The sequence below is a fragment of the Sorangium sp. So ce1504 genome, from assembly GCF_051521635.1.
Taxonomy (GTDB): Bacteria; Myxococcota_A; Polyangia; order Polyangiales; family Polyangiaceae; genus Sorangium; species Sorangium cellulosum_B.
Genome location: NZ_CP150365.1, coordinates 3,695,001 through 3,720,191, shown reverse-complemented (window position 1 = coordinate 3,720,191; position 25,191 = coordinate 3,695,001). Strand labels below are relative to the sequence as shown.

Annotated in this window: 18 protein-coding genes, 1 tRNA gene and 2 rRNA genes (1 of these 21 cut by a window edge); 11 read left to right on the top strand and 10 right to left on the bottom strand. The window is 71.6% G+C overall.

Annotated elements, in window-relative coordinates:
* Nucleotides 1–64 precede the first annotated feature (64 nt).
* Nucleotides 65–1,069, bottom strand: a complete 1,005-nt coding sequence (locus tag WMF39_RS14215) for a 3-oxoacyl-ACP synthase III family protein (RefSeq protein ID WP_437746038.1) — start codon at nucleotides 1,067–1,069, stop codon at nucleotides 65–67.
* A gap of 112 nt (nucleotides 1,070–1,181) precedes the next feature.
* Between WMF39_RS14215 and WMF39_RS14210 the strand changes: the two genes are divergently transcribed.
* Both WMF39_RS14210 and WMF39_RS14205 read left to right on the top strand, forming a co-directional pair.
* Nucleotides 1,182–1,907 carry a hypothetical protein gene (locus WMF39_RS14210; RefSeq protein ID WP_437746037.1) on the top strand — a complete coding sequence of 242 codons (726 nt, stop codon included), beginning with the start codon at nucleotides 1,182–1,184 and terminating at the stop codon, nucleotides 1,905–1,907.
* Nucleotides 1,908–2,136: 229 nt separating this feature from the next.
* The gene (locus tag WMF39_RS14205) at nucleotides 2,137–2,577 is read left to right on the top strand and encodes a hypothetical protein (protein ID WP_437746036.1); all 441 of its coding nucleotides are present in this window, start codon (nucleotides 2,137–2,139) and stop codon (nucleotides 2,575–2,577) included.
* Between the two features lie 290 nt (nucleotides 2,578–2,867).
* Here WMF39_RS14205 and WMF39_RS14200 read toward each other — a convergent pair whose 3' ends face one another.
* The gene (locus tag WMF39_RS14200; RefSeq protein ID WP_437746035.1) at nucleotides 2,868–3,239 is read right to left on the bottom strand and encodes a hypothetical protein; all 372 of its coding nucleotides are present in this window, start codon (nucleotides 3,237–3,239) and stop codon (nucleotides 2,868–2,870) included.
* A gap of 263 nt (nucleotides 3,240–3,502) precedes the next feature.
* Between WMF39_RS14200 and WMF39_RS14195 the strand changes: the two genes are divergently transcribed.
* From WMF39_RS14195 to WMF39_RS14170, 6 genes are all read left to right on the top strand, one after another.
* Nucleotides 3,503–5,209 carry a hypothetical protein gene (locus tag WMF39_RS14195; RefSeq protein ID WP_437746034.1) on the top strand — a complete coding sequence of 569 codons (1,707 nt, stop codon included), beginning with the start codon at nucleotides 3,503–3,505 and terminating at the stop codon, nucleotides 5,207–5,209.
* 83 nt (nucleotides 5,210–5,292) lie between these two features.
* The gene (locus WMF39_RS14190; protein ID WP_437746033.1) at nucleotides 5,293–7,461 is read left to right on the top strand and encodes a DUF1565 domain-containing protein; all 2,169 of its coding nucleotides are present in this window, start codon (nucleotides 5,293–5,295) and stop codon (nucleotides 7,459–7,461) included.
* Nucleotides 7,462–7,664: 203 nt separating this feature from the next.
* Complete coding sequence (locus WMF39_RS14185) at nucleotides 7,665–8,498, top strand: metallophosphoesterase family protein (RefSeq protein WP_437746032.1); 834 nt, start codon at nucleotides 7,665–7,667, stop codon at nucleotides 8,496–8,498.
* Nucleotides 8,499–8,584: 86 nt separating this feature from the next.
* Nucleotides 8,585–9,319: an AgmX/PglI C-terminal domain-containing protein gene (locus tag WMF39_RS14180; protein WP_437746031.1), complete on the top strand. Its 735-nt coding sequence runs from the start codon at nucleotides 8,585–8,587 to the stop codon at nucleotides 9,317–9,319.
* A gap of 196 nt (nucleotides 9,320–9,515) precedes the next feature.
* On the top strand, nucleotides 9,516–9,674 hold the full coding sequence (locus tag WMF39_RS14175; RefSeq protein ID WP_157906653.1) for a hypothetical protein: 159 nt from the start codon (nucleotides 9,516–9,518) through the stop codon (nucleotides 9,672–9,674).
* A 94-nt stretch (nucleotides 9,675–9,768) separates the two neighbouring features.
* Nucleotides 9,769–11,454: a L,D-transpeptidase gene (locus WMF39_RS14170; protein ID WP_437746030.1), complete on the top strand. Its 1,686-nt coding sequence runs from the start codon at nucleotides 9,769–9,771 to the stop codon at nucleotides 11,452–11,454.
* On the opposite strand, the gene WMF39_RS14165 is transcribed toward WMF39_RS14170, so the two are convergent.
* From WMF39_RS14165 to WMF39_RS14145, 5 genes are all read right to left on the bottom strand, one after another.
* On the bottom strand, nucleotides 11,441–12,709 hold the full coding sequence (locus WMF39_RS14165) for a pyridoxal phosphate-dependent aminotransferase (protein ID WP_012235223.1): 1,269 nt from the start codon (nucleotides 12,707–12,709) through the stop codon (nucleotides 11,441–11,443). The genes WMF39_RS14170 and WMF39_RS14165 overlap by 14 nt on opposite strands.
* A gap of 131 nt (nucleotides 12,710–12,840) precedes the next feature.
* Complete coding sequence (locus tag WMF39_RS14160; RefSeq protein ID WP_437746029.1) at nucleotides 12,841–15,276, bottom strand: S8 family serine peptidase; 2,436 nt, start codon at nucleotides 15,274–15,276, stop codon at nucleotides 12,841–12,843.
* Nucleotides 15,277–15,365: 89 nt separating this feature from the next.
* Entirely contained in the window at nucleotides 15,366–16,898 is a 1,533-nt protein-coding gene (locus WMF39_RS14155) for an acyl-CoA carboxylase subunit beta (RefSeq protein ID WP_437746028.1), read from the bottom strand.
* Nucleotides 16,899–16,914: 16 nt separating this feature from the next.
* Nucleotides 16,915–18,318, bottom strand: coding sequence for a VWA domain-containing protein (locus WMF39_RS14150; RefSeq protein ID WP_437746027.1), 1,404 nt, complete (start codon nucleotides 18,316–18,318; stop codon nucleotides 16,915–16,917).
* 39 nt (nucleotides 18,319–18,357) lie between these two features.
* Nucleotides 18,358–19,212 (bottom strand): redoxin domain-containing protein, encoded by an 855-nt coding sequence (locus tag WMF39_RS14145; RefSeq protein ID WP_437746026.1) that lies wholly within the window; start codon nucleotides 19,210–19,212, stop codon nucleotides 18,358–18,360.
* A gap of 24 nt (nucleotides 19,213–19,236) precedes the next feature.
* On the opposite strand from WMF39_RS14145, the gene WMF39_RS14140 reads away from it, so the two are divergent.
* The 3 genes from WMF39_RS14140 to tadA all read left to right on the top strand — a co-directional run bounded on the left by WMF39_RS14140 (nucleotide 19,237) and on the right by tadA (nucleotide 21,370).
* Nucleotides 19,237–19,866 carry a hypothetical protein gene (locus tag WMF39_RS14140; protein WP_437746025.1) on the top strand — a complete coding sequence of 210 codons (630 nt, stop codon included), beginning with the start codon at nucleotides 19,237–19,239 and terminating at the stop codon, nucleotides 19,864–19,866.
* Between the two features lie 862 nt (nucleotides 19,867–20,728).
* Nucleotides 20,729–20,802 (top strand) — tRNA-Arg (locus tag WMF39_RS14135).
* 34 nt (nucleotides 20,803–20,836) lie between these two features.
* On the top strand, nucleotides 20,837–21,370 hold the full coding sequence (tadA, locus tag WMF39_RS14130) for a tRNA adenosine(34) deaminase TadA (protein ID WP_437746024.1): 534 nt from the start codon (nucleotides 20,837–20,839) through the stop codon (nucleotides 21,368–21,370).
* A 24-nt stretch (nucleotides 21,371–21,394) separates the two neighbouring features.
* Here the strand turns inward: tadA and WMF39_RS14125 are convergent, their stop codons facing one another.
* The 3 genes from WMF39_RS14125 to WMF39_RS14115 all read right to left on the bottom strand — a co-directional run.
* Nucleotides 21,395–23,764, bottom strand: a complete 2,370-nt coding sequence (locus tag WMF39_RS14125) for a transglycosylase domain-containing protein (RefSeq protein WP_437746023.1) — start codon at nucleotides 23,762–23,764, stop codon at nucleotides 21,395–21,397.
* A 396-nt stretch (nucleotides 23,765–24,160) separates the two neighbouring features.
* Nucleotides 24,161–24,277: ribosomal RNA gene (gene rrf / locus WMF39_RS14120) — 5S ribosomal RNA — on the bottom strand.
* Nucleotides 24,278–24,406: 129 nt separating this feature from the next.
* Nucleotides 24,407–25,191, bottom strand: a 23S ribosomal RNA gene (locus tag WMF39_RS14115) (it continues 2,222 nt past the right edge of the window).

Below are 25,191 nucleotides of genomic sequence, written 5' to 3'. Positions count from 1 at the left end.
CGTTCCCTCGAGGGCCGTGTGCCCGCCGGGCCGCCCGCCGCCCGAGACCCCGGCCCTCGTCGACTCAGACGCGGAGCACGGCGCTGCCCCACGTGAGGCCGCCGCCGAGCGCACACAGCAGCACGTGATTCCCGGGCACGATCCGGCCATCGCGGAGCGCCTCGTCGAGCGCCATGGCCACCGAGCCCGCGCAGGTCCCGGCCGCGCTGGCGCCGTCGACCGCGCCGAGGACACGCTCGGGCGAGCACCCGAGGCGCTCGGCGAGGAGGGCGACGAGGTGCGGGTCGGCGTGGTGCGGGATCACCCAGTCGACGTCCGCGGGCGCAAGCCCGGCGGCCGCGACCGCCGAGAGGGCGTGGGCCCCGAGGTGCTCCTCCGCGGCCTGCCGCAGCTCGTGCTGCTTCACGCGCAGGTAGTGCCGCCGGTCGGCGAGCCGCTCCACGGTGAGCGGCTCCGCGGATCCTCCGCCGGGCACCTGGAGCACATCGGCCCTCTTCCCGTCGGCGCGCAAGCCGACGCTCAGGATCCCCCGACCGTCGCCGGTCGCCGGCCCGATCACCGCCGCGCCGGCGCCATCGCCGAACAGCTGGGCCGAGACCCTGTCCCGCGGATCCAGGCGGCGGGAGAGCAGGTCCGCGCCGATGACGAGCACGTGCTTCATGGTCCCCGCCGTCACGAACTGGTTCGCCACCGACAGCCCGTAGAGGAAGCCCGTCAGCGACGCGGAGAGGTCGAACGACGGGATGTGCTCGGCGCCGAGCTTCTGCTGCACGTACACCGCGGTCGCCGGCATCGGCGCGTCGCCGCTCGATGTGGCGAGGATGATCATCTCGAGATCGCGCGGCCCGACGCCGGCCGCCTCGAGGGCCGCCTTCGCCGCCCGCGCCGCCAGGTCGCTCGTCCGCTCGCCGGGCGCGACGCGGCGCCGCTCGTCGCTCGCGCCCGGGTCGCCCGCCGCGCCGTCCGCCGGCGGCGCGCCCGCCTGCGCCTCGCTCGTCGGGACGGCGAGCGGCAGGGAGCGGCCCGTGCCGAGGATGCGCGCGCGTGGATTTCTGGCATCGAACGTCATCGCGGCCGCAGCCTACATCAAGGGCTGCTCGTTGGAACGGGCGATCGTGCCCTGCCGCTCGGTCCACGGAATGCTTGAGTCGCGGGCGCGCTCCGGTACATAAAGCGCCTCGATGGCTACGAGCTCCGAAGACAGAGACCGCCCCGACACGGACGAAGCGCCTCCCGGCGAGGCCGACGCGCAGGACACCCGCAGCGAGGAGGACGGCGAGGGCCGCGCCGACGGCGCCGCGCCGGCCAGAGCCTCGCGTCCTGCAAAGCAGGCTGGCGCAGCGCGGCGCCCGGCCGGCAAGAAGCCCGGCGCGCGGCCTCGCGCCGCCGCCCAACCGCAGGGCGGCTCGCTCGGCAAGAGCATGATCCTGTTCCTCATCATCATCGGCGGCCTCGCCGCGGCCTTCGCCTATTTCGGGCGTGAGCCTGCGGCCGGCACGGCCGGCCCCAAGTGGAAACCCGGGGACAAGTCCCAGGTCGAGGTCACCCTCGTGTCCACCGACATCAAGGATCTCGCCTGTTGGTCGGCCGAGGAAGTCAGCGGCCGGCACTGCGCGTTCGAGTCGCCCACCCAGGGTTGGTCCAAGGGCGATGCGGACGACAAAAAACTGCTCCGTCCTTACACGACCACGGACCGCGTCCAGTTCCTCGCCGCCGGCCTCTGGAGCGAGTCCGCGCTCACCGCAGGCAAGCTGCCGTCCGCACGGTTCGCGGTGAAATGCACCTACACCGTCGAAGGCAGGATGAAGCGGCCCGGCATCCGTTGGTCCAGCGAGGGCGCATGGCTCGACAGGACCGATGATTGGTACACGGGGCTCCTGTCAGACTGCAAGCTCATCACCCCCTGATGTCGCAGGCGCCGCTGCGTTCATCGTCGTGACGCGCGTGAAGCGGCGTACGACGCAGTGCATACAGCCGGCGCTTCGCCGTGTGCCATGCCCCCCTCGTGTGGCCGCGCCCCTCCGTGGTAGTGTGATTTTCGGCTTGGAGGTGCTCATGCCCTGTCATCGGGTGATCGCGTTGCTGTTGTGGGCCGCATTGTTCGCCGTCGCTGGATGTGAAGCTGACCCGGGCACCGTGAACGTTCTGCCGATCTATGTCACCGCATCGAGCTCCTCCAGCGGGGGCGCGGGCGGAGAAGGCGGAGCGACCTCCACCGTCGCGACGACGAGCACGGGGGGCGAGGGCGGCATGGGCGGCGAGGGCGGCACGATGTGCACGTGCGAGCCCGGGCTCTCGTGCTGTGGATCGGAGTGCGTCAACCTGGCCGGTGATCCGCGCAATTGCGGGTCGTGCGGCACGACCTGCACCGAGACTCAGGTCTGCATCCAGGGCGAGTGCGCGAATGCGTGCGCCCCCGGCTTCGGCTGCGAAGAAGGCCTCTGCTGCGGCGTGCGATGCTGCGACGCTGGCGAGATCTGCTGCGACTACGGCGACAGCGCCGGCGCGCCCGACCTTCACTGTCAGGCGACGGTGAACGGCACCTGCCCGCTCGCCTGCAGCGGCTGCGAGAACTGACGGACGTCGATGGCGGCGCGCGGCGCACCAGGCGGCGCCGCGCGTCGGCGCATTGCTCGCGCCGCGCCTCGTGTGCACGGCAGGCGGCGCATTGCTCGCGCCGCGCCTCGTGCGCGGGCTGCCGCTCGTGCGCGTCAGGCAGCTCCGCGCGCCGGCGCACTGCGCGCAGCGCGCCTCGTCCGCGCGCCGCGCCTCGTGTGCACCGCAGGCAGCGCGTCGCGCGCAGCGCGTCGCGCGCAGCGCGTCGCGCGCAGCGCGCCTCGCACGCGCGCCGGGCACGCCACGTCGGCTCACGCTTTGTCGAAGATCTTGCCCGGGTACTTTCTCTCGAAGTGCCCCACCACGCCCCGGCCGATCGCCTCGATGGTGAGCCCTGCGATGCCCATCTTGATGGCCGGCCCGATCAGGGGGACGAAGCCGACCGCCCGGGTGGCCAGGAATTTCAGGCCTTGCCCGAGGATCGCGAAGCTCCCGCCGGCGGCGGTCGTCACCACGGATCCCATGTTCTCGCCGTAGATCTCGCCGACCATCGCCATCATGTGCGTCTCGATCGCGACGAGCCCGGTGGAGGTCGAGATCGGGAGCGGAAGCGCGGCGAACGCCGCCCCGCCGATCGCGTAGCGGTGAACCCAGCGGAGAGCTTCATCCCTGCACGTCGTCATATCCCGAGGTTGCCGCAAGTCGCGCCGTCCGTCCATCGAGCACCGCGCTGACCGCGCTGACCGCGCGGGCGCGTCGATGGCCCGGCCACGCCCGGGCTTTCTGTGCGCTGCCTTCCCGCGCCGCGGGAACCGCGCGTGCATGGCCCTCGCTCGGCTCGACCTCCGCGATCGCGCCGGAGGGAGGCGCCCGAGGCAAAGCGACCCCGCGAGGGGATGTTGGACCGTCGGAACCCGTGGCGATCCGGGCTCCAGGGAGGTTGTCCATGACAGCTCGACGCGCGCTCTCCTGCCTGCCCCTGCTCTGCGCCTGCGCCGTCTTCGCGGCGTGCGGCGCGGAGCCACGCCCAGCCTCGCCCGGAGCGGAGCCGCCGACCGGCCCTGCGCCTACGGAGGCCCCCGACGCCGAGCGCATCCCTCTGTTCGAGGACATCGGCGCTCTCCATCACCCCGTGACGACGTCATCGCAGCTCGCGCAACGCTATTTCGATCAGGGGTTGCGGCTCGTCTACGCGTTCAACCACGACGAGGCGAGGAAGGCATTCCGGGAGGCCGCCCGCCTCGATCCCGGCCTCGCCATGGCCCGCTGGGGCATCGCGCTCACGCTCGGCCCCAACATCAACCAGCCGGCCGACGCGGCGCGGGAGCGGGCCGCCCTCGAGGCCGTGGAGGAGGCGCGCGCGCTCGCCGCGTCCGCCAGCGAGCGCGAGCGCGCGTACATCGACGCGCTGGCGGAGCGCCACGCTTCAACGTCGGGCCGCACGCCGGACCGCGACCGCGCGGACCTCGACCGCGCCTACGCGAGCGCGATGCGCGAGCTCGCCCGTCGCTTCCCCGACGACCTCGACGCGGGTGTCCTCTTCGCCGAGGCGCTCATGGATCTGCGCCCGTGGGATCTCTGGACGCAGGACGGCCGGCCGCAGCCGGGGACCGAGGAGATCGTCTCCACGCTGGAGGGCGTCCTCCGGCGAGATCCCGAGCACCTCGGCGCGAATCACTACTACATCCACGCGGTCGAAGCGTCGCGCGCGCCGGAGCGGGCGTTGCCGAGCGCCGAGCGGCTCGGCGGTCTGGCCCCTGGCGCTGGGCACCTCGTGCACATGGCGTCGCACATCTTCATGCGCGTCGGTCGCTACGCCGACGCCTCTGACGCGAACGAGCAGGCGGTGTTGGCCGATCGCCGGTACATCCGCGAGCGGCGCCCGGAGGGCATCTATCCGATGATGTACTTCCCGCACAACCTCCATTTCCTCTCGGTCTCGGCGAGCATGGAGGGGCGCAGCGCCGTCGCCGTGCGCGCCGCGCGAGAGCTGGCCGCGGCGGTGCCCGACCACAACGTCCGACACATGCCGATGCTCGAGATGTTCCGCCCTGCGCTGCTGTTCGCGCTCGTCCGGTTCGGACGGTGGGACGACGTCCTCGCAGAGCCGGCGCCGCCGCCCGAGCTGCGGTACACGGCGGGGATATGGCGCTATGCGCGCGGCCGCGCGCTCGCCGCGACGGGGCGCCATGACGATGCCGCGCGCGAGGCGACGGTGCTCCGGGCGATAGCGTCCGAGAGCCGGGAGGACGCGACGATCGGCAGGAACCGCGCGAAGGATCTGCTCGAGATCGCCTCGCTCGTGCTCGAGGGCCAGATCGCGTCCGAGCGCGGCGACACCGGCGCCGCTGCTCGCATGCTCGAGGACGCCGCGCGCATCGAGGACGAGCTGCGCTATTTCGAGCCGCCGGACTGGCCCGAGCCGGTCCGCCACACGCTCGGCGCGGTGCTCCTCACGGCGGGCCGCGCGCGCGACGCGGAGGCGACGTACCGGGAGGACCTGCTCCAGCACCCGCAGAACGGCTGGTCGCTGTGCGGGCTCGAGCGCAGCCTCCGCGCACAGGGCAGGGAAGAGGAAGCGGACGCCGCACACGCGCGCTTCAAGCGCGCCTGGGCGCGAGCCGACGTGCGGCTGTCCGGGTCACGCCCGTGAATGTCCGGTCTCGAGCAGCTAGAGACGGCGTGAGAGGCGCGCATTGCCGGCGTGCGCATCGGACCATCTGCTAGGTTGGTGGGGTGTTGCGCGCAAAGCTTGGACACTCGGCGCCCTGGTGTCTTTTTTCTCTCGCTTCCAGCCTGTACGCGGTCTCGCTCTTCGGCTGCGAGAGCACCGACCTGCCCCCGTATACCCACCTCCCGGGGGAAGGCGGCGGCGGCTCGGGGTGTGCGCCGGGGCAGATCAGCGGCGCCAGCGGATGTGCGCAGGTGGGCATTCGGGGCTGCGCCGACGCCTTCGTCGACGAGGACGGCTTCTGCCGCCCCGCGCTCGCGAAGTGCTCGCCCGGGACGATCCCGAAGCACGACGAGGGCTGCATCGAAGTCGGCATCCCCGGCTGTGCGGCGGAGTTCGTGGAGGGCGGTGCCTGCCATCCCACCATGGCCAGGTGCCCGGAGGGGACATTCGCGGTCCCGCAGAAGGGCTGTGTTTCCATCGACGGCCCGGACGGCTGCGGCTCGGCGCCGTGGGGCGAGATCGTCGAGGCGCCCGGCGATCTCCACGTCGATCCTGGCTACGAGGGCGGAGACGGCGACGGGTCGCGGGAGAGGCCGTTCACGACGCTGGCGGAGGCGCTGGCGGGCGTTCAGGCGGACGGGCGCGTCGTCCTGGCCGAGGGCGAGTACGACGAGCCCATCGAGATCGCAAAGCCCATCGAGATCGTCGGGCGGTGCGCCTCGCGGGTGGTGCTCCGGGGCGAGAAGAGCGATCCCGACGGCAACGTCAGCGCGGTCTGGATCCACGACGTCGACCACGCCGGCGTGCGCGGCGTGAGCCTGCTCAGCCCATCGATCGGGGTGTTGATCCAGTCAGCGGCGGTCTCGGTGCGCGACATCCGGGTGACGGGCGAGAGCGGCAAGGGGCTCGTGGTCGCGCTCCCTGGCGCGAGCCTCGATCTGTCGCGCAGCCTCGTCCAGTCGTCGTGGGCGGACGATGGAACGGGCGAGGGCTGGATCAGCGTGCTCGTCGTCTCCGGGGCCGAGGCGCGGCTCACCGAGAACGCGCTGGTCGGCGGCACGATCAACCTGCGGATCAGCTCCGAGGCGGCGGAGGTGGTCGCGGAGGGCAACCTGCTGGAGGCCGCGGCGCTGCCGTCGGCGACGAGAGACGGCGTCGGCGTGCACCTCGAGGACGGCACGCTCCGGCTCGACGCGAACGCGCTCGTCCACCATCACCTGGGCGCGCTGGTGACGGGCGCCGGCGCGGAGCTCGTGGCGGCGCGCAACCTCATCGCCGCCGCGGCGGACCCGGCGCCCGAAGCCGGCGGCCTGGCCGTGGAGCAGGGCGCGCGCGCGTCGCTCGCGTCCAGCGTGCTGTCCGGCGCGTGCGACGCGCTGCTCGCCGTCGCGGACGCCGGCACGGAGGTCGAGGCATCTGGCAACCTCTTCGATGGCGCGGCCGCCTCGGAGAGCGGCCACCTCGGAGTCGCCGTCGAGCAGCGCGGCGGAGCGCTCTCGCTGTCGTCGAGCCTCGTGCGCCAGGCCGGCGACGCCGGGCTGTTCGTCTCGGGCGGGACGCTCTCGGCGAGCGGCGTGGTCATCGAGGGCACGCGCGCGAACCCGCTGCACCGGGATCGCGCCGCCGGCGTGCTCGTGCAGGGTGGCCGCGCCACGCTTGCGTCGACGTATATCGTCGAGCCCCACGTCGCGGGCGTGTCCGCGTCCCGGGGCGCGACCCTCGAGATCGCGGACAGCCTCATCGAGCGCTCGCTGCCGGAGGAGCGCGACGGCACGGGCGGCGTCGGCCTGCTGAGCGCCGGAGCGGCGCATGTCCTCGTCCAGAGGTCGGCCGTGCTGGAGAGCCGCGTGGCGGGCCTGCTGCTGGCCTCGCCGAGCACGGTGGAGGACACGGTCATCCTCGGGGTCGAGGGCGGCACGTTCTCGGCCCTGAGCTCCGGTGGGCAGACGGAATCGGTGCCGGACCTGGGCGACGGCCTCGTGGTCCTGGGTTCGACGGCGCAGGTGAGCACGGTGCAGGTGCAGCGCTGCGCGCGCGCCGGTTTGCTGTTCAGCGACAGCGGCGGCGCGCTCGCGAGCTCGGAGTCCACCGGCAACCGGTTTGGCCTCGTCGTGCAGGGCGCGCAGGCGCCGTCGGTGTCGGAGGACAACAGCTTCGAGGGCAACCAGGAGAGCGATCAGCTCGCCGAAGGCGCGCTTCCCGTCCCGAGCAGCGCCACGCCCGCCCCGTGACGATCGCTCACCGAAAGGCCCGGCCCCGCCCGGCCCGGACGGACGTCGAGCCGTCGCGGCGACACGCGCACGACGCGCTCGCGGATGTCGTGTTGAGATCGCGAAGCGCGCGTCGAGGCGCCTCGCGCAGCGATGGTTTGCGTCGCCGAGAGCTTGCGTCGATGTCGCGAGAACGACGTCGGTCAGGGCTCACGATCGCGTCGATGACGACGATCGCGCACCTCACGGACTTCCATCTCCTCGAGGCGGATCACGACCGGCGCCGCGGCGCCGAGCGGTGGCGGCTTCGCTACCTGAGCTTCGGCCGCCCCATCGACGCAGCGCAACGGCGCCGTCGCACGCTGGCGGCGCTCATCGAGGCGTGGCGGACCGGGGCGGACCACCTGGTGCTCACCGGCGACCTCACGGAAGACGGGACCCATGCCCAGTTCGAGGTGCTCGCCGCCGTCCTGGCGGAGAGCGGCTGGGACCCGGCCCGCGTCACGTTGGTGCCTGGCAACCACGACGCGTATACCGAAGGCGCGTGGGAGCGCGCGCTGGAGGGCTGCCTCCGCCCCTTCGCGGCGACGAGCAGGCAGGGGACGGCCGTCGCGCTGCCTGGGGCTGTCGTGGCCGGGGTCTCGACGGCCATGATGCAACCGGTGACCCGCTCGGCGGGCGCGATCGCGGCCCGCGAGCTCTCGTGGATCGCCTCGCTCGCCGCCGAGGCGCGCCGCTCGGGCGACGCGCTCGTGCTCGCCCAGCACCACCCGCCGCTCCGCCATCCGATCGGAGCGATGCAATGGCTGGACGGGCTCATCAACAGCGCTGAGCTCATGGCATTGCTCCACGAGCATGATCACCTTCACGTGATCCACGGCCATACGCACCGAGCGCACGACGCGCCGGTGCGCTCAGGCGCGCCGCCTCGCATCTTCTGCGCTCAGGCGCTCGTGGACGGACCTTCACCGCTACGCCTCTACCGTGTGCGTTGCGGGCGCCTCCTGTCCGAGCGGGCCCGCGTTCGGAGCGGCGCGTCGGCGTTCGCGCTGGCGTAGAATCTCTCACACGCACTGCAGCGCGCGTTCCCCTCATCGCGCTCTTTTCGCCCAAGACGCGGCTCGTATAGAGTCCTCGTTCGATCATGAAATTCACGTGCTTACTCAGGGGTACGATCACCGTCGTTGCTCTCTCGACGTTCGCGGCCCAGCTGGGCTGCGGCGGCGCCGCGCCCACGTCCGTCGCGCCGGTGATGGTCGACGCCGAGCCTGTCGAGACGTCGAGCCCGAAGATGAACTCGCGTTCCGAGATCGGCGGCATGAACGAGGAGAAGGTGCAAGCGGCGTTCGAGCGCGCGTCGTCTCGGCTCTCGCGCTGCTACCAGAAAGGCGTCCAGCGGATCCCCTATCTCGGGGGCGAGATCCGCTTCAAGGTCCGGGTGACCGAGGAGGGCACGGCGCGCTGGGCGTTCGTGAAGGACTCGAACCTGGGCGATCGCGAGACCGAGGCGTGCATGCTGAGCGTCCTGAAGGCGACGAGGTGGCCGAAGCCGGTCGGCGGAGAGGGCCTGGCGGAGAACAGCTTCACCTTCGAGCCGAGCAGCGACGAGCGCCTGCCCGTGCCCTGGACGCCCGACCAGCTCGGGACGCCGTACAAGAAGGCGAGGCCGGCGCTCGCGTCGTGCCGGAGCCAGGCGGGCGCCAGCCAGCTCAAGGCCACGCTCTACATCGACACCGACGGCAAGCCGCTCAGCGTGGGCGTGTCCAGCAACGACGAACGGGGCGAGGAGGCGGCCGAGTGTGTCGCCGGCGCGCTGCGCGAGATCACCTTCCCCTCTCCTGGCAGCTATGCATCGAAGGTGAGCGTCGACATCGATTGACGTGACGCCGCGCACCGCCCGCAGCGATCGCCCGCACGCCGGGCTGGCCGCTGGCGGAGGTGTCCGGCAGGCGTGCCGCTGCGCGCTGCGTCCCGCCCTGTCCGACCCGGCGAGGGTCGCAGGGCTCGTCCATTGGCCGCGAATTCTACCGCCCTTGCTGGCAGCGCGCGCCGCGGGACTGCGCTACGCTCTCGTCGTGGGCAAGGTCCTCCGGCAGATCCTGGTGCTCTTGTGGAAGGTGGCTCGCCTCGTCCTGTGGAAGTGGCTGAAGCCGCGCCTCATGAGGTTCGCGATGATCACGGCGGCGCTCGTCGGGGTCATCCTGCTCGTGGTGGCCGTGCTCGGCAGGCTTTAGCGGCGAGCGCGGCTCCCCGGCTGGCAGCCGCGAGCGGCGCGGCTGTCGTTCGTTTGTCCGCGGTCGCATCCGGCAACTAGTCTCTCCCGCTTGCATGGCTAGCTCACCGCCTTCCTTCCTCCTCGCGGCCCTGACGTGCGCGATCGCGTCGGGGGGCGCCGCAGCTTGCTCCGAAGAGAGCCCCGCCGATGCGGCGCCTGCCTCGCTCGAGGCGGACTCCCCGCGGACGCCCCCCGAGGCGGACGCGCCGCGCGTGGCCTCGGGAGCGGCCGCGCCGCGCGCCGCGCTCGTCGAGGCGGCGCACGTCACGAAGACCCCGGCCCCGGCCCAGGCGGAGGCCGACGCGCCGCCCGCGGCGAGCGCGGCGGCAACGGCGCCGCCCGCCAGCGCGGCGGCGGAGGGAGCGCGCATCTACTCCAAGGCGCGGTTTGCGTGGATCAACCCTGGCCCTTACCCGACGCGGGGCTGGAGCGGCTACCTGGGGCTCGGCGGCTCCGTCGCGCTGCGCGGCGGCAGCGTCGAGGCCGCGCGGACGCCGGGCGAGGGGTGCGACGCGTGGTACGCCATCGAGCCGCGGGGCTACGTCTGCGCTGGCGCCAGCGCCGCGGTCGACCCGAACGACCCGGTCGTGGCCGCGCTGCGGCCGCACGCGCCCAGGGTCGACTCCCCGTGGCCCTATGACTACGCGGAGTCGACCGGCGCGCCGCGCTACCCGCAGCTCCCGAGCGCGAAGGAGCAGCGGCGCTCCGAGTGGGACCTCGAGGAGCACCTCGCGAACATCGCGAAGGTGCGCGCCGCCGAGGGTGCCGGCGAGGAAGCCATCCGCGAGCTCGACGAGGCCCTCGTAGGAGTCGACCTGAAGCCTGCGGGGGTGGCCGCCCCGGCGCTGTTTCCATTCGGCGGCCTCGTGCGCGAGGGGCGCGACCGGATCGTGAACGGCTCGACGGTGGCGTTCACCCGCGCGTTCGACGCGCAGGATCGGACCTGGGTGGTGACCTCGGACCAGGCGTACATGCCGAAGGATCGCCTGAAGCCCTACCCGCGCTCGAGCTTCCAGGGCGTCTGGCTGAAGGACGGGCGTTCGCTCCCGCTCGCGTTCTTCCGCAAGACCGATCGGCCGAAGTACCAGCGGGGCGCCGGCGGCCGCTTCGAGCCGACCGGCGCGTCGTTCGCGCGGCTCGCCTCGGTCGGGCTCACCGGTCGCGCCGAGAGCGAGGACGGCGAGCGGCTCCTCGAGACGCAGGAGCCGGGGGTCTACGTGCGCGCGGACGACGCCGTCGTGATCGAGGCGGCGAAGAGCTCGCCGCTCGAGGGCGACGGCGATCCGTCGTCGCCGCGCAAGTGGATCGAGGTGAGCGTGCTCGGCGGCTGGTTCGTCGCCTATGAAGAGCTCACCCCGGTCTTCGCGACGCTCATCTCACCGGGGCGCGGTGGTGTCCCGAGGCAGGGCATCCCCGCCATCGAGACCGCGGCGACGCCGACCGGGCGCTTCCGCATCGACGGGAAGTTCGTGACGGCGACGATGGTCTCGAGCACGAACGACAAGATCGTCCACTCCGAGGTGCAGTTCGTGCAGAACTTCAGCGGACCTCACGCGCTGCACGGCGCGTACTGGCACGACGCCTGGGGCGAGCCGAAGAGCGGCGGCTGCGTCAACCTATCCCCCATCGACGCGAAGCAGATGTTCGCCTGGACCGACCCGCCGGTGCCGGAGGGGTGGCACGGCCTGCGGGCCTCCCGTGACGCCGGCCGCTCCACGGTGGTCCTCATTCACCGCTGATCGCGCGCGCGATCCGGCCCACGAGCCGCAGCGCGGCTTCCGCGAACACGTCCGGATCGAGCAGCAGGCCGACCACGAGGAAGCCGTCGCGCGGCATATCGAAGAAGTAGCCGGGGTGGACGATGATCCCCTCGTCGCGCACGAGGAGCTCGACCCAGCCGTCCTCGTCGTGCACGCGCGGGACCTCCAGCGTCGCGTACCAGCCGCCGTCGATCGGGAGCCGCCGGACCGCACCCCCGGCGCGCGCGGCGATCGCCGCGTCGAGCGCCGCCAGGTTGGCCTGCACGCGCGACAGGATCGCGCGCTGGACGGGCGCCCGTGAGGCGAGGATCTCCGGCAGCGCGAGCTGCACCGGGGTGCCGACCGAGAGGTAGGTGTCCGCGATGACCTCGAGCCGCTCCAGCGCCGCCGCGGCGAGCTCCGGCGGCCCCGAGACCGCGATCCAGCCGAGCTTGAGCTGCGGCAGCGCCATCACCTTGGAGAGCCCGCTCAGCACGAACGTCAGCGCCTGCCGCGCGCCGGCGAAGCTCGGCAAGCGGTCCGGGGCGAGGTCTCCATGGGCGTAGTCCCCGAAGACCTCGTCGACGATCAGCGCGAGCCCGCGCTCCCTGGCGCACGCCTCGAGCGCGGCCGCGTCGTCGCGGCGCACGAAGGAGCCGGTCGGGTTGTTCGGATGGACGAGCACCACCGCGCGCGTCCGCTCGCCGGCCGCGCGCTCGAGCGCGCCGAGGTCGATGCGCCATCCTTCCTCCCTGAGGAGCGGGTAGGGCGTGAGCGCGACGTCCTCGAGGCAGGCCAGGTACTCGAGCAGCGGGTACGACGGCACGGGGACGAGCACGTCGTCGCCGCGCTCGGCGAGCAGCTTGAGCAGCCATCCGTACGCTTCGCTGGTGCTGGCCGTCAGCACGACGCTCGACGGATCCACGTCGAGCCCGCGCTCCTGGTAGTAGCGCGACACCGCGGCGCGCGCCGCCGGATCGCCGAGCGGCAGCGGCGCGTACCGCTCGCCGCGCGGCTCGCCGAGCGGCGCGATGAGGTGAGCCGCCTCGACGATCCCGCAGCGCGTCGGGTTCGACTCCGTGAAGTCGACGAGCGCGCGCCCCGCCCCGCGCGCCTCGGCGAGCACGGACGCGAGGCTGTTGCCCGAGAGATCCCAGCCTGTGCGCGCCGCGAACCGCAGCGGCCTGGGTGCGCGCGCGTGTCCCGCGTCCGCCTCTGCCGCGGGAGGTCGATCCAGGATCACCCGTTTCTCCATGCGTCCGTGCTCCATCGCCGTCGTGCTCTACCCCGCCCCGCCGGTCGGCCACCGTGACACGGACGGCGCCGGACGGCAGCCGCGCGTGCCCCCGGGCAACGCAAGGGCGCGCGGGCTGCCTGCGGGGGTGCTCAGCCGCGGCGCCGCCGGCGCGCCGCCGACGCCGCCACGAGGAGGCTCGCGAGGCCCCAGGCGGCGCGGCTCGACGGCGGCGTCCCGTCCGGGCGAGCCGCGGCCCAGGTGCACGCGCCGCTGGTCGCCTCGAGCTCTCCGTTCGCCATCCAGACGTCGCTCCCCACCGGGAGCTCGCGCGCGCCGAGCGAGGCGCCGTCGTAGAGCACGTCGACGGCCAGCGTCGCCCCTCCGGAGCCGCGCGGCGCGGCGACCGCGAACTGCCACAGCCCGCGGCGCACCTCCCGGAGCGGCGTGTGCATCACCCCGCCGCGGACGGCGACCGTGAGCTTCCCATCGACTCCCCTCACCGGGGCGCCGTCAGGGCGTCGCAGCTCGATCGTCCCCCAGACCGGCCACGACGGGTCGGGCCTCGCGTAGGTGCTCGACAGGACGTACCAGCTCTTGTCGAGCGCCGGCTCGTTGCCGCCGGTCTCGGCGGCCTCTAGCGCGAGGCGCGCGCCTTCGAGATCGAGCACGCCGGGACCGAGCTGCGCGTCGAGCGGCACGGCGCCCCTCGGGTACCGCGCGCCTGCCTGGAGCGCCTCCGTGACCTCCGCCTGGCTCAGGTTCGGGTTGACCTGGAAGAGGAGCGCGATCGCCCCTGCGACCTGCGGCGCCGCCATGGACGACCCTGACGCGATCGCGTGGTGGTCGTCGACGACGAAGCAAGGCTCGTCGCCGGGGCACCCGGGCGTATCGAACAGCCCTCCGGGATCGTCGCGCGGGTCGACGCCGCTGGCCATGGCGGCCGCGACCAGGCCGCCGGGCGCGCTGATCTCCGGTTTGGCCACGCCGAACGGCGTGGGACCAGCCGCGCTGAAGTAGCAGGCGCTGTCCTCTTCGATGTCCACGCCGTCGAGGCTCGTGAGGCGCACGCTCGTGGAGCTCCCCTGCGGCTGCCAGCGGACGCGGTTGATGGTGCACCCCACGGCGAGCAGCCCAGGGTGGCTCGCGGGCACGTTGATCGTCCCTTGCTTGATGGCGCGCGGGAACAGGAGCCCGAGATCATGCGACGGCGAGACGTCGCCGAGCCCCGTCACCCAGAGCTGCGCGTCCCCTTGGCCTCGCAGGCGGATCGCGAACTCGCCCGCCTTCCACGCCCCGCTGAAGGCCACGACGGCGCTGTTCGTCGCCGCGGTGATGGGCGACTTCCCGTTCGCGAGCCGGTTGATGACCGCGCCGGTCGTCTCGCCGTCGTCGCCGGTGTAGCCGGCGTCATCTCCGGGCTCGATCAGGCCGATCCACGCCTCGCCGCCTGGCCCGTCGAGGCCGACCGACACCTCGTCCCCGGGCCGGAAGGTGATCCAGACGTATCCTTCGCCGCGCTCCGCGCTCGGCGTCCGGATGGGCACGCGCGTCTCGGCGTGCGCCGACACGTGGGCCTCGGTGTGGATCCCGAGCGGCCCTTCGCCGTCGAGCTCGTACATCGCGCCGCTGTTGCCGGCGGCGACGACGATCGCCCGCCCCGGATGAGCGCTGCCGACCATCGCGGCGAGCCCCGCCTCGAGCGGGCTCGTCCCGTCGTGGGGCCCGAAATCGCTCCCGACGCTCAGGTTGACGACCGCCGGCATGTTCAGCTCCTCGGCGCGGTCGAAGATGAACTGCACCGCCTTGAGGATGTCCGGATCGTCGAAGCCCTCGCCGGGCCGCGCGGGCGCGGCGATGATCAGCGTCGCGGCGGGCGCCACGCCGACGTACCGCGGCCGCTCCGAGACCATCGGCCCGCCGTTGCCCGCGGCGATGGAGGCCACGTGCGTGCCGTGCCCCGCGATATCGCGGAGGATGCCGGGCTTGCTCTGCGCGAGCATGGCGTCGATGTCGGCGTCGGAGAAGATCGCGCACGCCGACTGGTCCGGATCATCGCACCCGTAGGTGTGCTCGAGCGCCGCGTGCAGCCCCTTCGGGCTTCCGGCCTGCAGCATCCATCGGATCCGTGTCTTGCCGTCCTTGTCTCGAAAATCCGGGTGGGTCACGTCGAGACCGGTATCGACGACGCCGACGACCACCCCCTTGCCGTCCGCGCCGGTCGCCTTCCTGTACGGCTCGACGCGGATCCACCCCTTGGAGCGATCGAGCAGGGGCCGCCGCGGCGGTCCTGTGAGCAGCCTGAGCTCCGGGTGCGCGGCGGAGAAGGCGCCGACGTCGCCGGGCGTGAGCCGGATGGCCCCGAAGCCCGGCGCGACCGGGAGCAGCCCGAGCGCTCGCGCGTCGGCGCCGGCGGGCAGCGGCACCGTCACGGGGATGCGCCCGCGCGGATCGGCAAGCGGGTGCCGACCCAGGCGCGAGCCGAGCAGGCGCGCCACCGCCGGGGCCGGGACGTCGGCGCGCGTTTCACCCGCCGCGAGAGCGAGGCCGAGCAGCGCGATGGAGAGCGGAAACCTGCGGGCGAGCACGCCGCGAGTCTACACCACGTCCGCGCGCGGCCGAGGTCACGAAGGGCGCTGCCCTCGCCGCGCGCTCTCCGGAGCGCGCCGCGCGCCGCTCACACGGGCGGCACGAGGTGCTTCTTTCGCGGCCTCTCCTCGACCTTGCCGGCGTACCGCTCGAAGCGGCGCGCCACCTCGCGGCGGAGGTTCGCCGTCGGGATGATCGCGTCGATCACGAGCTCGCTCGCGAGCTTCTCCAGATCGACGTCGGCCCGGTACTCGTCGCGCAGCTTCTGGACGAGCGCCTCGCGCTCGGGCCCCGCCGGGATCGCCTGGATCTTGTTGAAGTAGACGGCGTTCACCGCGGCGCTCGGCCCCATCACGGCGATCGAGGCCGAGGGCAGGGCGATGCACTCGTCGGGCGCGAACGCCGGCCCGCACATCGCGTAGAGCCCGGCCCCGTACGCCTTGCGCACGACGACGGACAGCTTCGGCACGCTCGCCTCGCTCACCGCGGCGATCATCTTCGCCCCGGCCCGGATGATCCCCTGCCTCTCGACGACGGTCCCGATCATGAAGCCGGGCACGTCGGCGAGGTACAGGAGCGGGATGTTGAACGCGTCGCACAGCCAGATGAACCGCGCCGCCTTGTCGGCCGAGTCCACGAACAGCACGCCACCCTTGTATTTCGGCTGGTTCGCGACGATGCCGACCGCGCGTCCCTCCACGCGCGCGAGCCCGGTGACGATCTCTCGGGCGTAGAGCTTCTTGATCTCGACGAAGCTGCCCTCGTCGATGATCGCGTCGATCACGGCCATGATGTCGAACGGTTTGTTCTCGTCGGCGGGGATCACGTCCTCGAGCGGCCGCTGCCCTGGCTTCTCCGGCCTCGGCTCGACGCGGGGCGCGGTCTCGGCGGAGCTCTGCGGCATCAGCGCGAGGTAGCGCTTCGCGAAGGCGATCGCCTCCTCCTCGGTCTTCACCAGGACGTCGCCGCACCCGGAAACCGAGCAGTGCATGCGCGCTCCGCCGAGCTCTTCGAGCGTGACCTTCTCGCCGATCACCATCTCCGCCATGCGCGGAGAGCCCAGGTACATGCTCGCGTTGCTCTCGACCATGCACACCACGTCGCAGAACGCCGGGATGTAGGCGCCCCCCGCCGCCGACGGGCCGAACAGCAGGCAGATCTGCGGGACGAGGCCGCTCAGCTCGACCTGGTTGTAGAAGATCCGGCCCGCGCCGCGCCGCCCGGGGAACATCTCGATCTGGTCGGTGATGCGCGCCCCCGCGGAGTCGACCAGGTAGAGCAGCGGGCACCGGAGGCGCCGCGCGGTCTCCTGCACGCGCAGGATCTTCTCGACGGTGCGGCGCCCCCACGAGCCGGCCTTCACCGTCGAGTCGTTCGCCATCACGCACACGGGGCGCCCGCCCACCGTCCCGGTGCCCGTGATGACGCCGTCGGCCGGCAGCTCGGGATCCAGCGCGTTGGCGAGCGCCGCGTCCTCGATGAAGCTGCCTTCATCGACGAGCAGCGCGACCCGTTGCCGCGCGAACAGCTTGCCCTGTTCCGCGTTCTTGTCGTGGTACTTCTGCGCGCCTCCCTTCTCGATGCGCGCCGTGAGATCCCGCAGCTTCTGATCGAGCGACATGGCGCGACCCATAGCCCTAAGCGCGCCGGGCGACCACCTCCCGCGCCGCCGATTCGAGCTCCCGCGCGGTCCGGGCGACCAGCACCTTCGTCGCCGCCGCGGCGTAGCGCGGCATCGCGCTGTCCCCCGTCCCCCAGGCGCCCGGCCCCTCGGGGCACAGCCACAGGAGCGCCCGCGCCCGGTCACGGAGCTTCCTCACGACCTCCGCCTCGTCCGCGAAGTAGTTCGTGCGCCCGTCGCCCAGGATCACGAGGGTCACCCGCCGGTCCACGTCACGCCCGTGTCGCTCTTCGAAGGCCAGCAGGGCGCGCCCGTAATTCGAGTTGTGCGCCCGGCTCACCACCTCGCCGCGCTGGATCCGCTCGAGCGCCGAGCTCGCCGGCAACGCCTCGAAGAGCTCGGTCGTCTCGGCGAGCTCGCTCACGAAGACGAACGATCGCGTCCGGTCGAAGAGCTCCTGCGCCGCGCAGACGAACTCGAGCATGAACCGCGCGGCGACGCGGACCGAGTCCGACACGTCGCACAGGATCATCAGGCGCGGCTTGTCGCGCCGCCGCGCTCGACGCGCCGGCAGGAACGGCACGCCGCCGGTCTGGAGGCTGCGCCTCAGCGTCCGGTGAGGATCGATCCTCCCGCGCCGCGCGCGGCGCCTCCGGAGCCGCTCCGCGCCCCGGAGCCGCACGGACAGCTCCTTCACGGCGCGGCGCACCTCCTCCATCTCGCCCTCGCCGAGCGAGGCGAACGGCACATCCATGCGGCCGTGGGCAGCTGGCTCTTCACCCTCGAAGCGCCGGAGCGACAGCGTCACGTGCTCGCGCACGCGGTGCCGCATCCGCTCCAGCTCGGCGGCGAGCGCCTCCGCCAGGGCCCTCCCCCGCTCCTCGCCGAGCGCCTCCTCGAGCGCGCTCCGGATCCGCCGCAGCGCGCTCGCGGCGGCCGGCACCCCGAGCTGATCCATCACCCGCTGCGCGAAGAACCCGACCTGGAGCGAGCTCGTCATCGGCGCGAGCACGCGCGCGATCCCGGCCGCCTGGAGCGCTCGGTCGAGCTCCCCCGCGGTCCCTGCGAGCGCCTGGAACGCGATCGCGTCGCCCGAGGCGCCGCTCCGCTCCGCCGCCGCGCTCAGCAGATCGCGCAGGGCGGAGAGCTCCCCATCCGAGAACCCTCGCTCCCGCAGGCGCCCCCACAGATCGCCGACGTGCGCGCCCGCGGGAGAGAAGAAGCGGTCGAAGCAGGCGCGGTACCGGCGGAGATCGGCGGCGCGCTCGACGACCACCGCGCCGATGGCGTCGCGCAGCGTCCCGCGGTCGCCGAACCCGACGAGGGCGCACGCGCGCGTGACATCGATGGCCTGCGCCGTCGAGACGGCGAAGCCATCGCGGCGCAGCGCCCAGAGGAACTCGTCGATGGATAGGAGCATGGAGAGCGTACCGGTCCAGCCGGCGCGACCCCGCGGCGGCTACGGCGCCGGCGCGGGCTCCGCGAGCAGCGCCTTGAGGAGCTTCTCGACCTCGGCGTGCCGGGTCGGGTCGTACCCGACCACCACGTCCCGGATGACGCCCTTCTTGTCGATCACGAACATCGTGGGGAGCGCCTTGACGCCGTAGGCCGCGGAGGTCGACTCCGACGCGTCCGCCGCGACCGCGTAGCGCATCGAGAGGGCCTGCGCTGTCTTCGTCGCGACGCTCACGTCGTCGGTCGTCACGCCCACGACCCGCAGCCCTTGCGCGGCGTACGCCGCGTGCCACGCCGAGAGCTGCGGGGCCATCAAGCGGCACGGCGCGCACCAGGTCGCCCAGAAATCGAGCAGCACCACGTTTCCGCGCAGGGTCCCGATGTTCGCCGGGACGGTCCCTCCGACGGTGGTGAGCGACTTCCAGGCTGGCGCGAACGTGCCGATCTTGTCGAGGCGAAGGATCTGATCGTGCCCGGGGAACGGCACCAGCGTCGGCGCGACGTCTCGCTCTCGTCCGCCGCGCCGGATCCGGAGGTTCACCACGTTTCCAGGCCCCGCGAGCGCGACACGCGCGACGAGCTGCTTTGGCTCGTCGATCTCGACGCCATCCGCCGCGATGACCTGATCCCCGTCCACGATGCCCGCCTTGGCCGCCGGCGAGCTGGTGACGACGTGCTTCGCGACCACCCCCCCGGCCGGCCCTGGCTCCAGCTCCACGCCCAGCCAGGCGCGGCGGGACGCCTCCTCGGCGGCTGCGTGCGGGGCGCCTCCCAGCAGCGCAGCGCCCGACAGCGACACCAGCGTGGCGGCCAAGAGGGCGCGCCATGCGCGGCCTCGCCTGGAAGAGGCCAGGTACATCCGGGCAGTGTAGCATCTCGACCGGTGCGGTCCCGAACCCGCCTCTCTGCGTGGTGCGCGCTCGCTGCGGCGTCGCTCGCCTCGATGACGCTCTCGACGGAGGCGCGGGTCCGCTCCGGGTGGGCCCCCCTGCCGCTGGGCTGTGCGCCGCCCCCGCCGTCTGCGTCCCCCGCTCACGTCGCGGAGACCACGGAATGGATCGGACGCGGCTCCAGCTCCATCCCCGAGGCGCGCGCGCCGGCCCCGGCGCCCGCTGCACCGCCGGCCGCGGCGCCCTCGGCGTGGGAGCTCGCCGGGCAGCTCGCGAGCTTCCAGCCCGTCACGGATCGAGCTCGCTCCCAGCACTTCACCGGCGAGATGGAGGCGGAGGTGAGGATCAACGCAGCGGCTGCGCCCTACCCGCAGCTCGGTCCGGATCGCGTTCTCCCCTCCGGCGCGGCCGTGGTCGAGTTCCACTACCGGGCGGGCGCATCGGAGCCGGACACGCTCCTGGCCATGGTGAAGCGACCGGCTGGCTACGACCCCGACGGCGGCAACTGGGAGTACCTCGTCCTCACGCCCCAGGGCACCTCCACCCACCGCGGCGCTCTGCCCCTCTGCAAGCGCTGCCATGCCGACGCCCCGCACGACCACCTCTTCGGCGGCCCCCGATAGGCGCTCGCGTGGCCCTCGCCAGCGCGACGCGTCACAGCGTCCATTGGCCGGGGCTCTTGGTCCGCAAAGATTGCGAAACACGGCATGGCACGCGACACCGCTGCCCGAGCACCTCGTCGGACACGGATCCACGACAGCCGAAGAAACCGCGGCGAAACGTGAGTATTCCGCTGGACGTACGCGCGCGCGCGGACGCAGCGACGAGGAGGCCACGAGATGGCACAGAGGCTGCTCCAGGCGGAATTGACCGTGTTCTGCGCTGTGGGCTGCAGCGTGTCTCGGTCCTCCTCCCCTCGTAACGGGCCTCACTAGCTTGTGCTTGGTCGTTCAGCGGGCGCCATCCCGCCTCTCCATGGCGCCGCTGCTGCTTGGCTTACGGCTTCTTCCCGTTTCGTCAGCTTGGCCTGCTCATCTCGTGGTGCGCTTCTAGAGCTTCGCTTGCCCTTCGAGAGCGTGTGAAAGCGCGCGGCCATTCCGTGACGGAGTCGCCGCGCGCCCTGTTTTTGTCCTGCGCTCGTTGCCCGCCGCCGGCTTCGTGTGCGTCGCCAGCATGGCCCGCGCCGCTCACCCGCTTCGCCCTGCCGCGGCTCAACCTGGCGGATGGGATCAGCCTTTGCGGGCGAGAAGGCTCGGCCATTCGGGGGAGTCGCCAGGGCGCGAGGCGTGAGGGCGACGAAGGAGCGAACTTCGCAACGACCTCGGCGGCAAACGCCGCGCATCCGAGCAGGCGCACTCAGGCATCGATCACTTTTCCTTTGACAGCTCGCTCGGGGGCGTATAAACGCCGGCACTCACTTCGCGCAACCGAGCGCGACGCGGGAGTGCGGTGGCGTAGCCACGTCTTGCACTTGTCTTCACCAGAGCGCCCATAGCTCAGCTGGATAGAGCATCGGCCTACGAAGCCGGGGGTCGGAAGTTCGAATCTTCCTGGGCGCGCCTGATCGGTCGTGTAAAAGGTCCTGAGCCTCTCATGGATGTCATGGATGACGGAGCGGATTTGCTCCTCTCCCCTGTGGCACAGCCGGAGGAACCAGCGAACGTCGACGTGCTGTGGATGCGCGAAGCGCTCGCGGAGGCCGAGGCTGCGGCATGTGCCGGTGACGTCCCCGTGGGGGCGCTCGTCGTCGACGCGGCGGGGGCGGTGCTGGCGCGCGGTCGAAACCGCCGCGAGATCGACCAGGATCCGACCGGTCACGCCGAGGTGGACGCGCTGCGGGCGGCGGCCAGGCGGCTTGGTCATTGGCGGCTCGAAGGGGCGACGGTCTACGCGACGCTGGAGCCGTGTCCCATGTGCGCCGGCGCGCTCGTCAATGCCAGGATTGCGCGGCTCGTCTACGGCTGCCCGGACCCGAAGGCGGGAGCGGTCGACACGCTCTTCGCGATCGGGCGCGACAGCCGGCTCAACCATCGCTTCGCGGTCACGTCGGGCGTGCTCGCAGACGAGTGCGCCGGCGTGCTCCGCGCGTTCTTCGCGAAGCTCCGGACCGCCGCGTCGAAGCGCTGACGGCCCGGCCCGCGCGTGCAGGCGTCAAGGCGCCGCCCAGGCGCCCCCCTCGTCCTCTCCCGATCTCTCCTCGCCGGCTTCACCGCCGTCCTCGGAGGGCTGACGGGGCGCCAGATGGGGCGCAGGGGAGCCTCGCACCACGACCTCCTGGAGCCCCTTCTCCAGCTCCTCGTCGGAGATCCGCCGGCGCCTGTGCGCGATCTGCATGAGCTTGCGCAGGTACCCGCTCCACGCAGCGGTGACCTCACCGTTCGCATCGAAGTGCTGCACGCTCGGGTTCGGCAGGATCGACGCGATGTACAGCGCCTGTCCGAGCGAGAGCTGCGCCGCCGACGCGTTGAAGTAGTGCCGCGCGGCGGCGCCGATGCCGTAGACCAGCGGTCCGAACTCCACCGCGTTCAGGTAGAGCTCCATGATCTGCTCCTTGGTGAGCTCCTGCTCGAGGTACATGGTGAGCAAGGTTTCCTGGAGCTTGCGCGCCACGCTCTTGGTCCGCTCGAGGTAGAGGTTCTTGGCGAGCTGCATGCTGACGGTGCTCGCCCCCCGCACGAACCTCCTCTTCCGGAGGTTCTCGCGGATCGAGTTCTTGATGGCTTCCTCGTCGAACCCGTGGTGCCGGTGGAAGGCGCCGTCCTCCGTGGTCAGCACGGCGACCTCCATGAAGCGGGAGATGTCCTCGTAGGGGACCCAATCGGCGGTCCCTGGGCCGGACTCGATGTCGACGCGCTTGCCCCCGGGCCCGTAAACCAGGCGCCGGAACGCGCGCTTGAAGCGATCGACGCTGAGCTCCGGCGGCATCTCCGTCACGCGGCAGGTGTTGGAGACGCCCCAGTCAAGCAAAAAATTCCGGTCGAGGTTCGCGGTATCGAACCGGAGCTTCCCTTCGATCCCGAACGAGCCGGCGAGCCTCATTCCGTGGAGCTTCGCCACGATCCCTTTGGGCACCGAATCCAGCATCGACTGGCAAGCCGTGAGAGGCACCTCGAAGGTGCCGCGGACCCGGTGTGAGTTCCCGGCGTGCTCGTACTCGCCGCGCGCGATCAGCCTCAGCGCACCGAGGTCGACCTCGGCGTCCTCGGCGACGAGCTTGGACCCGTCGAGCTTGCCGTTCGCCTTCGCTCGCCATGCCAGGTCGAGGCCTGCGATGGGCTCATCTGCCAGGGCCGCGCTCCGCAGGGAGAGGTTTTTCAGCCTTCCTTCGCCGTCGACGCCAAGCGTCTGGCCGTCGGCGGAGAGGACGACCCGCGCGCGGCTGACGATCGACGTCCGCGCCACATCAAACAGGCCCATGTCCCCTTCATGGACGCCGAGGGTGGAGAGCCAGATGGGTCCGCCCTGCACGTCGGCGACGATCTCCTGCGGGGTCTCCTTCGCGTCGCTGAGCGGCACGCGAAGGCGAAAGGTGAGCGCTTGCTGGGCATCGGCGCCGGCGGCCGCGATCGCGGCCTCTCCAGGCGAGAGCTCCACCACGAGCGAGCCTGCCTCGCGCCGCACGGCGAGGTGCCCCGGTCCCAGGTTGAGGTGATCGGCGTCGCGCCGGAGGCGCGCGGTGACGCCTGCGACGTCGACCTTGGCGTCCTTGCCGAGCGCCAGATCGATGCCCTGCGCCGCCCGCAGAAGGGCATCTCGAACCGCAGCCCCTCGATTCCGCCCCGCATCGGCCCCGTCGCTGCGCTCGGGCGTCCTCGTCAGCTGTGCCGGATGGGTGCGCCCGCTCTGCTCAGGCACGACCTGAGGTTCAGGGGTCCCCTCCGGGAGCGCCACGTTGGCGTCGATGGAGTCGGCCGAGAGCTCGCTCACCTGGTATCGCCCCTGTTCCAGGGCGAGCACCAGCCGGCCGTGCCGGACCGAGAAAGCCGCCCGTCCCAGGGACAGGATCGCTTCGCGCGCAGCGATGGCTGTCCGCCCTCCCGCGCGCGACAGGTGCACGTTGTCGGCCGACAGGCTCTCCGCGGGCGAGTCGGTCCGATCGGTCCAGACGAGCCGCAAGCCCTCCAGCTCGGTGCTACCGCCCCCCTCGCTCGTCGCGGTGCCGGTACGTCCTGCCGGCTGCCCTGCCCGCCAGGTCTCCAGTTCGTGAAGGATGGCCTCGCGCGGGCCGACGGCGGAGACCGTCCCCCCGCGCATCGTCACGCGCCGTCCCGAGACGCCCAGCGTGACCGCGACCTCCTCCAGGCGGATGGAGATGCTCGGCGCCCCGCGCAGCTGGACGTCCACACCCTTCAGGGAGACGCCGCTCCAGGTGGGCCGAACCTGGTCGATCGACAGCGATGCCCCGTACCGATCAGCCGCCTGCTCGGCCTGGTAGCGCACAAAAGGGGCGAACCCGACGACGAGCCCGCCACAGAGGGCCCCCCCGGCGACCGCAGCGATTCTCCTGCGCTTGAATCCCAAGGTTCCCCTAGGGTAGCAACGCCTGGCGGCCAGAAGAAACTCGCAGCGTCATCTCGATCTCGCGCCGCCGTCCCCTGCCGGCCCCCGCGCCGCTTCCTGCGCTGGCACTTCTTCTCACGCGGCGGGCGGCGCCGCACGCAGCGCGAACGCCCAGAGCTGGGACCAGCGAAAATTCAAGCCAGACAACAAAACGAACGCCCTCAACAGGCTCCTGGCGCACGTCGGGAAAACGATCGCGGGGGTCGTGACCGCGCCACGTTGACCAGAAGCAGCGCCAATGAAGCCTCGATGTGGCCTCGGCGCCGCGAAGACGCCGCAGAGCGCGTCCCGAGCTCCAACCAAAATGACAAAAAAAAACCTGCGCACGGCTTTCACCGTGCGCAGGTTCGAAGAAAATCCCGGCGGCGTCCTACTCTCCCACCAGGTTGCCCTGGCAGTACCATCGGCTCCAAGAAGCTTAACTTCCGAGTTCGGTATGGGATCGGGTGTGACCTTCTCGATATCACCACCGGAAACTTGTGGGTGCGTCCAATCGGAACCCTGCGGAGCCCGCTTCTCGCGGTGCTCTACGCCAGGCCAGCTGTGTCACGCTGCTCGTCACCCGAACTCCGGGCGCGACGCTTCGATGTTTGCCTTAGAAGTATGGTCAAGCCGCACGACCTATTAGTACCGGTTAGCTCCGCCGATTGCTCGGCTTCCACACCCGGCCTATCAACCTCGTGGTCTACGAGGGGTCTTTAGGGGCCTTGCGGCCCGGGACACCTAGTCTTGAGGCCGGCTTCCCGCTTAGATGCTTTCAGCGGTTATCCGTTCCGTACATGGCTACCCGGCTATGCCCTTGGCAGGACAACCGGAACACCAGAGGTACGTCCACCCAGGTCCTCTCGTACTATGGGCAGCTCCTCTCAAGTGTCCTACGCCCACGGCAGATAGGGACCAAACTGTCTCACGACGTTTTAAACCCAGCTCGCGTACCGCTTTAATCGGCGAACAGCCGAACCCTTGGGACCTGCTCCAGCCCCAGGATGCGATGGGCCGACATCGAGGTGCCAAACCGCGCCGCCGATATGAACTCTCAGGCGCGATCAGCCTGTTATCCCCAGAGTACCTTTTATCCGATGAGCGATGGCCCTTCCATACAGAACCACCGGATCACTAACGCCTGCTTTCGCACCTGTTCGACCTGTCGGTCTCACAGTTAAGCTCCCTTGTGCGTTTGCACTCTACGCCTGGTTTCCAATCAGGCTGAGGGAACCTTCGCACGCCTCCGTTACTTTTTAGGAGGCGACCGCCCCAGTCAAACTGCCCACCAGGCAGTGTCCCCGACCCAGTTCATGGGCCCAGGTTAGATTTCCAGAATACCCAGGGTGGTATTTCAACGTTGGCTCAGCCGAACCCAGAAGCCCGGCTTCATAGCCTCCCACCTA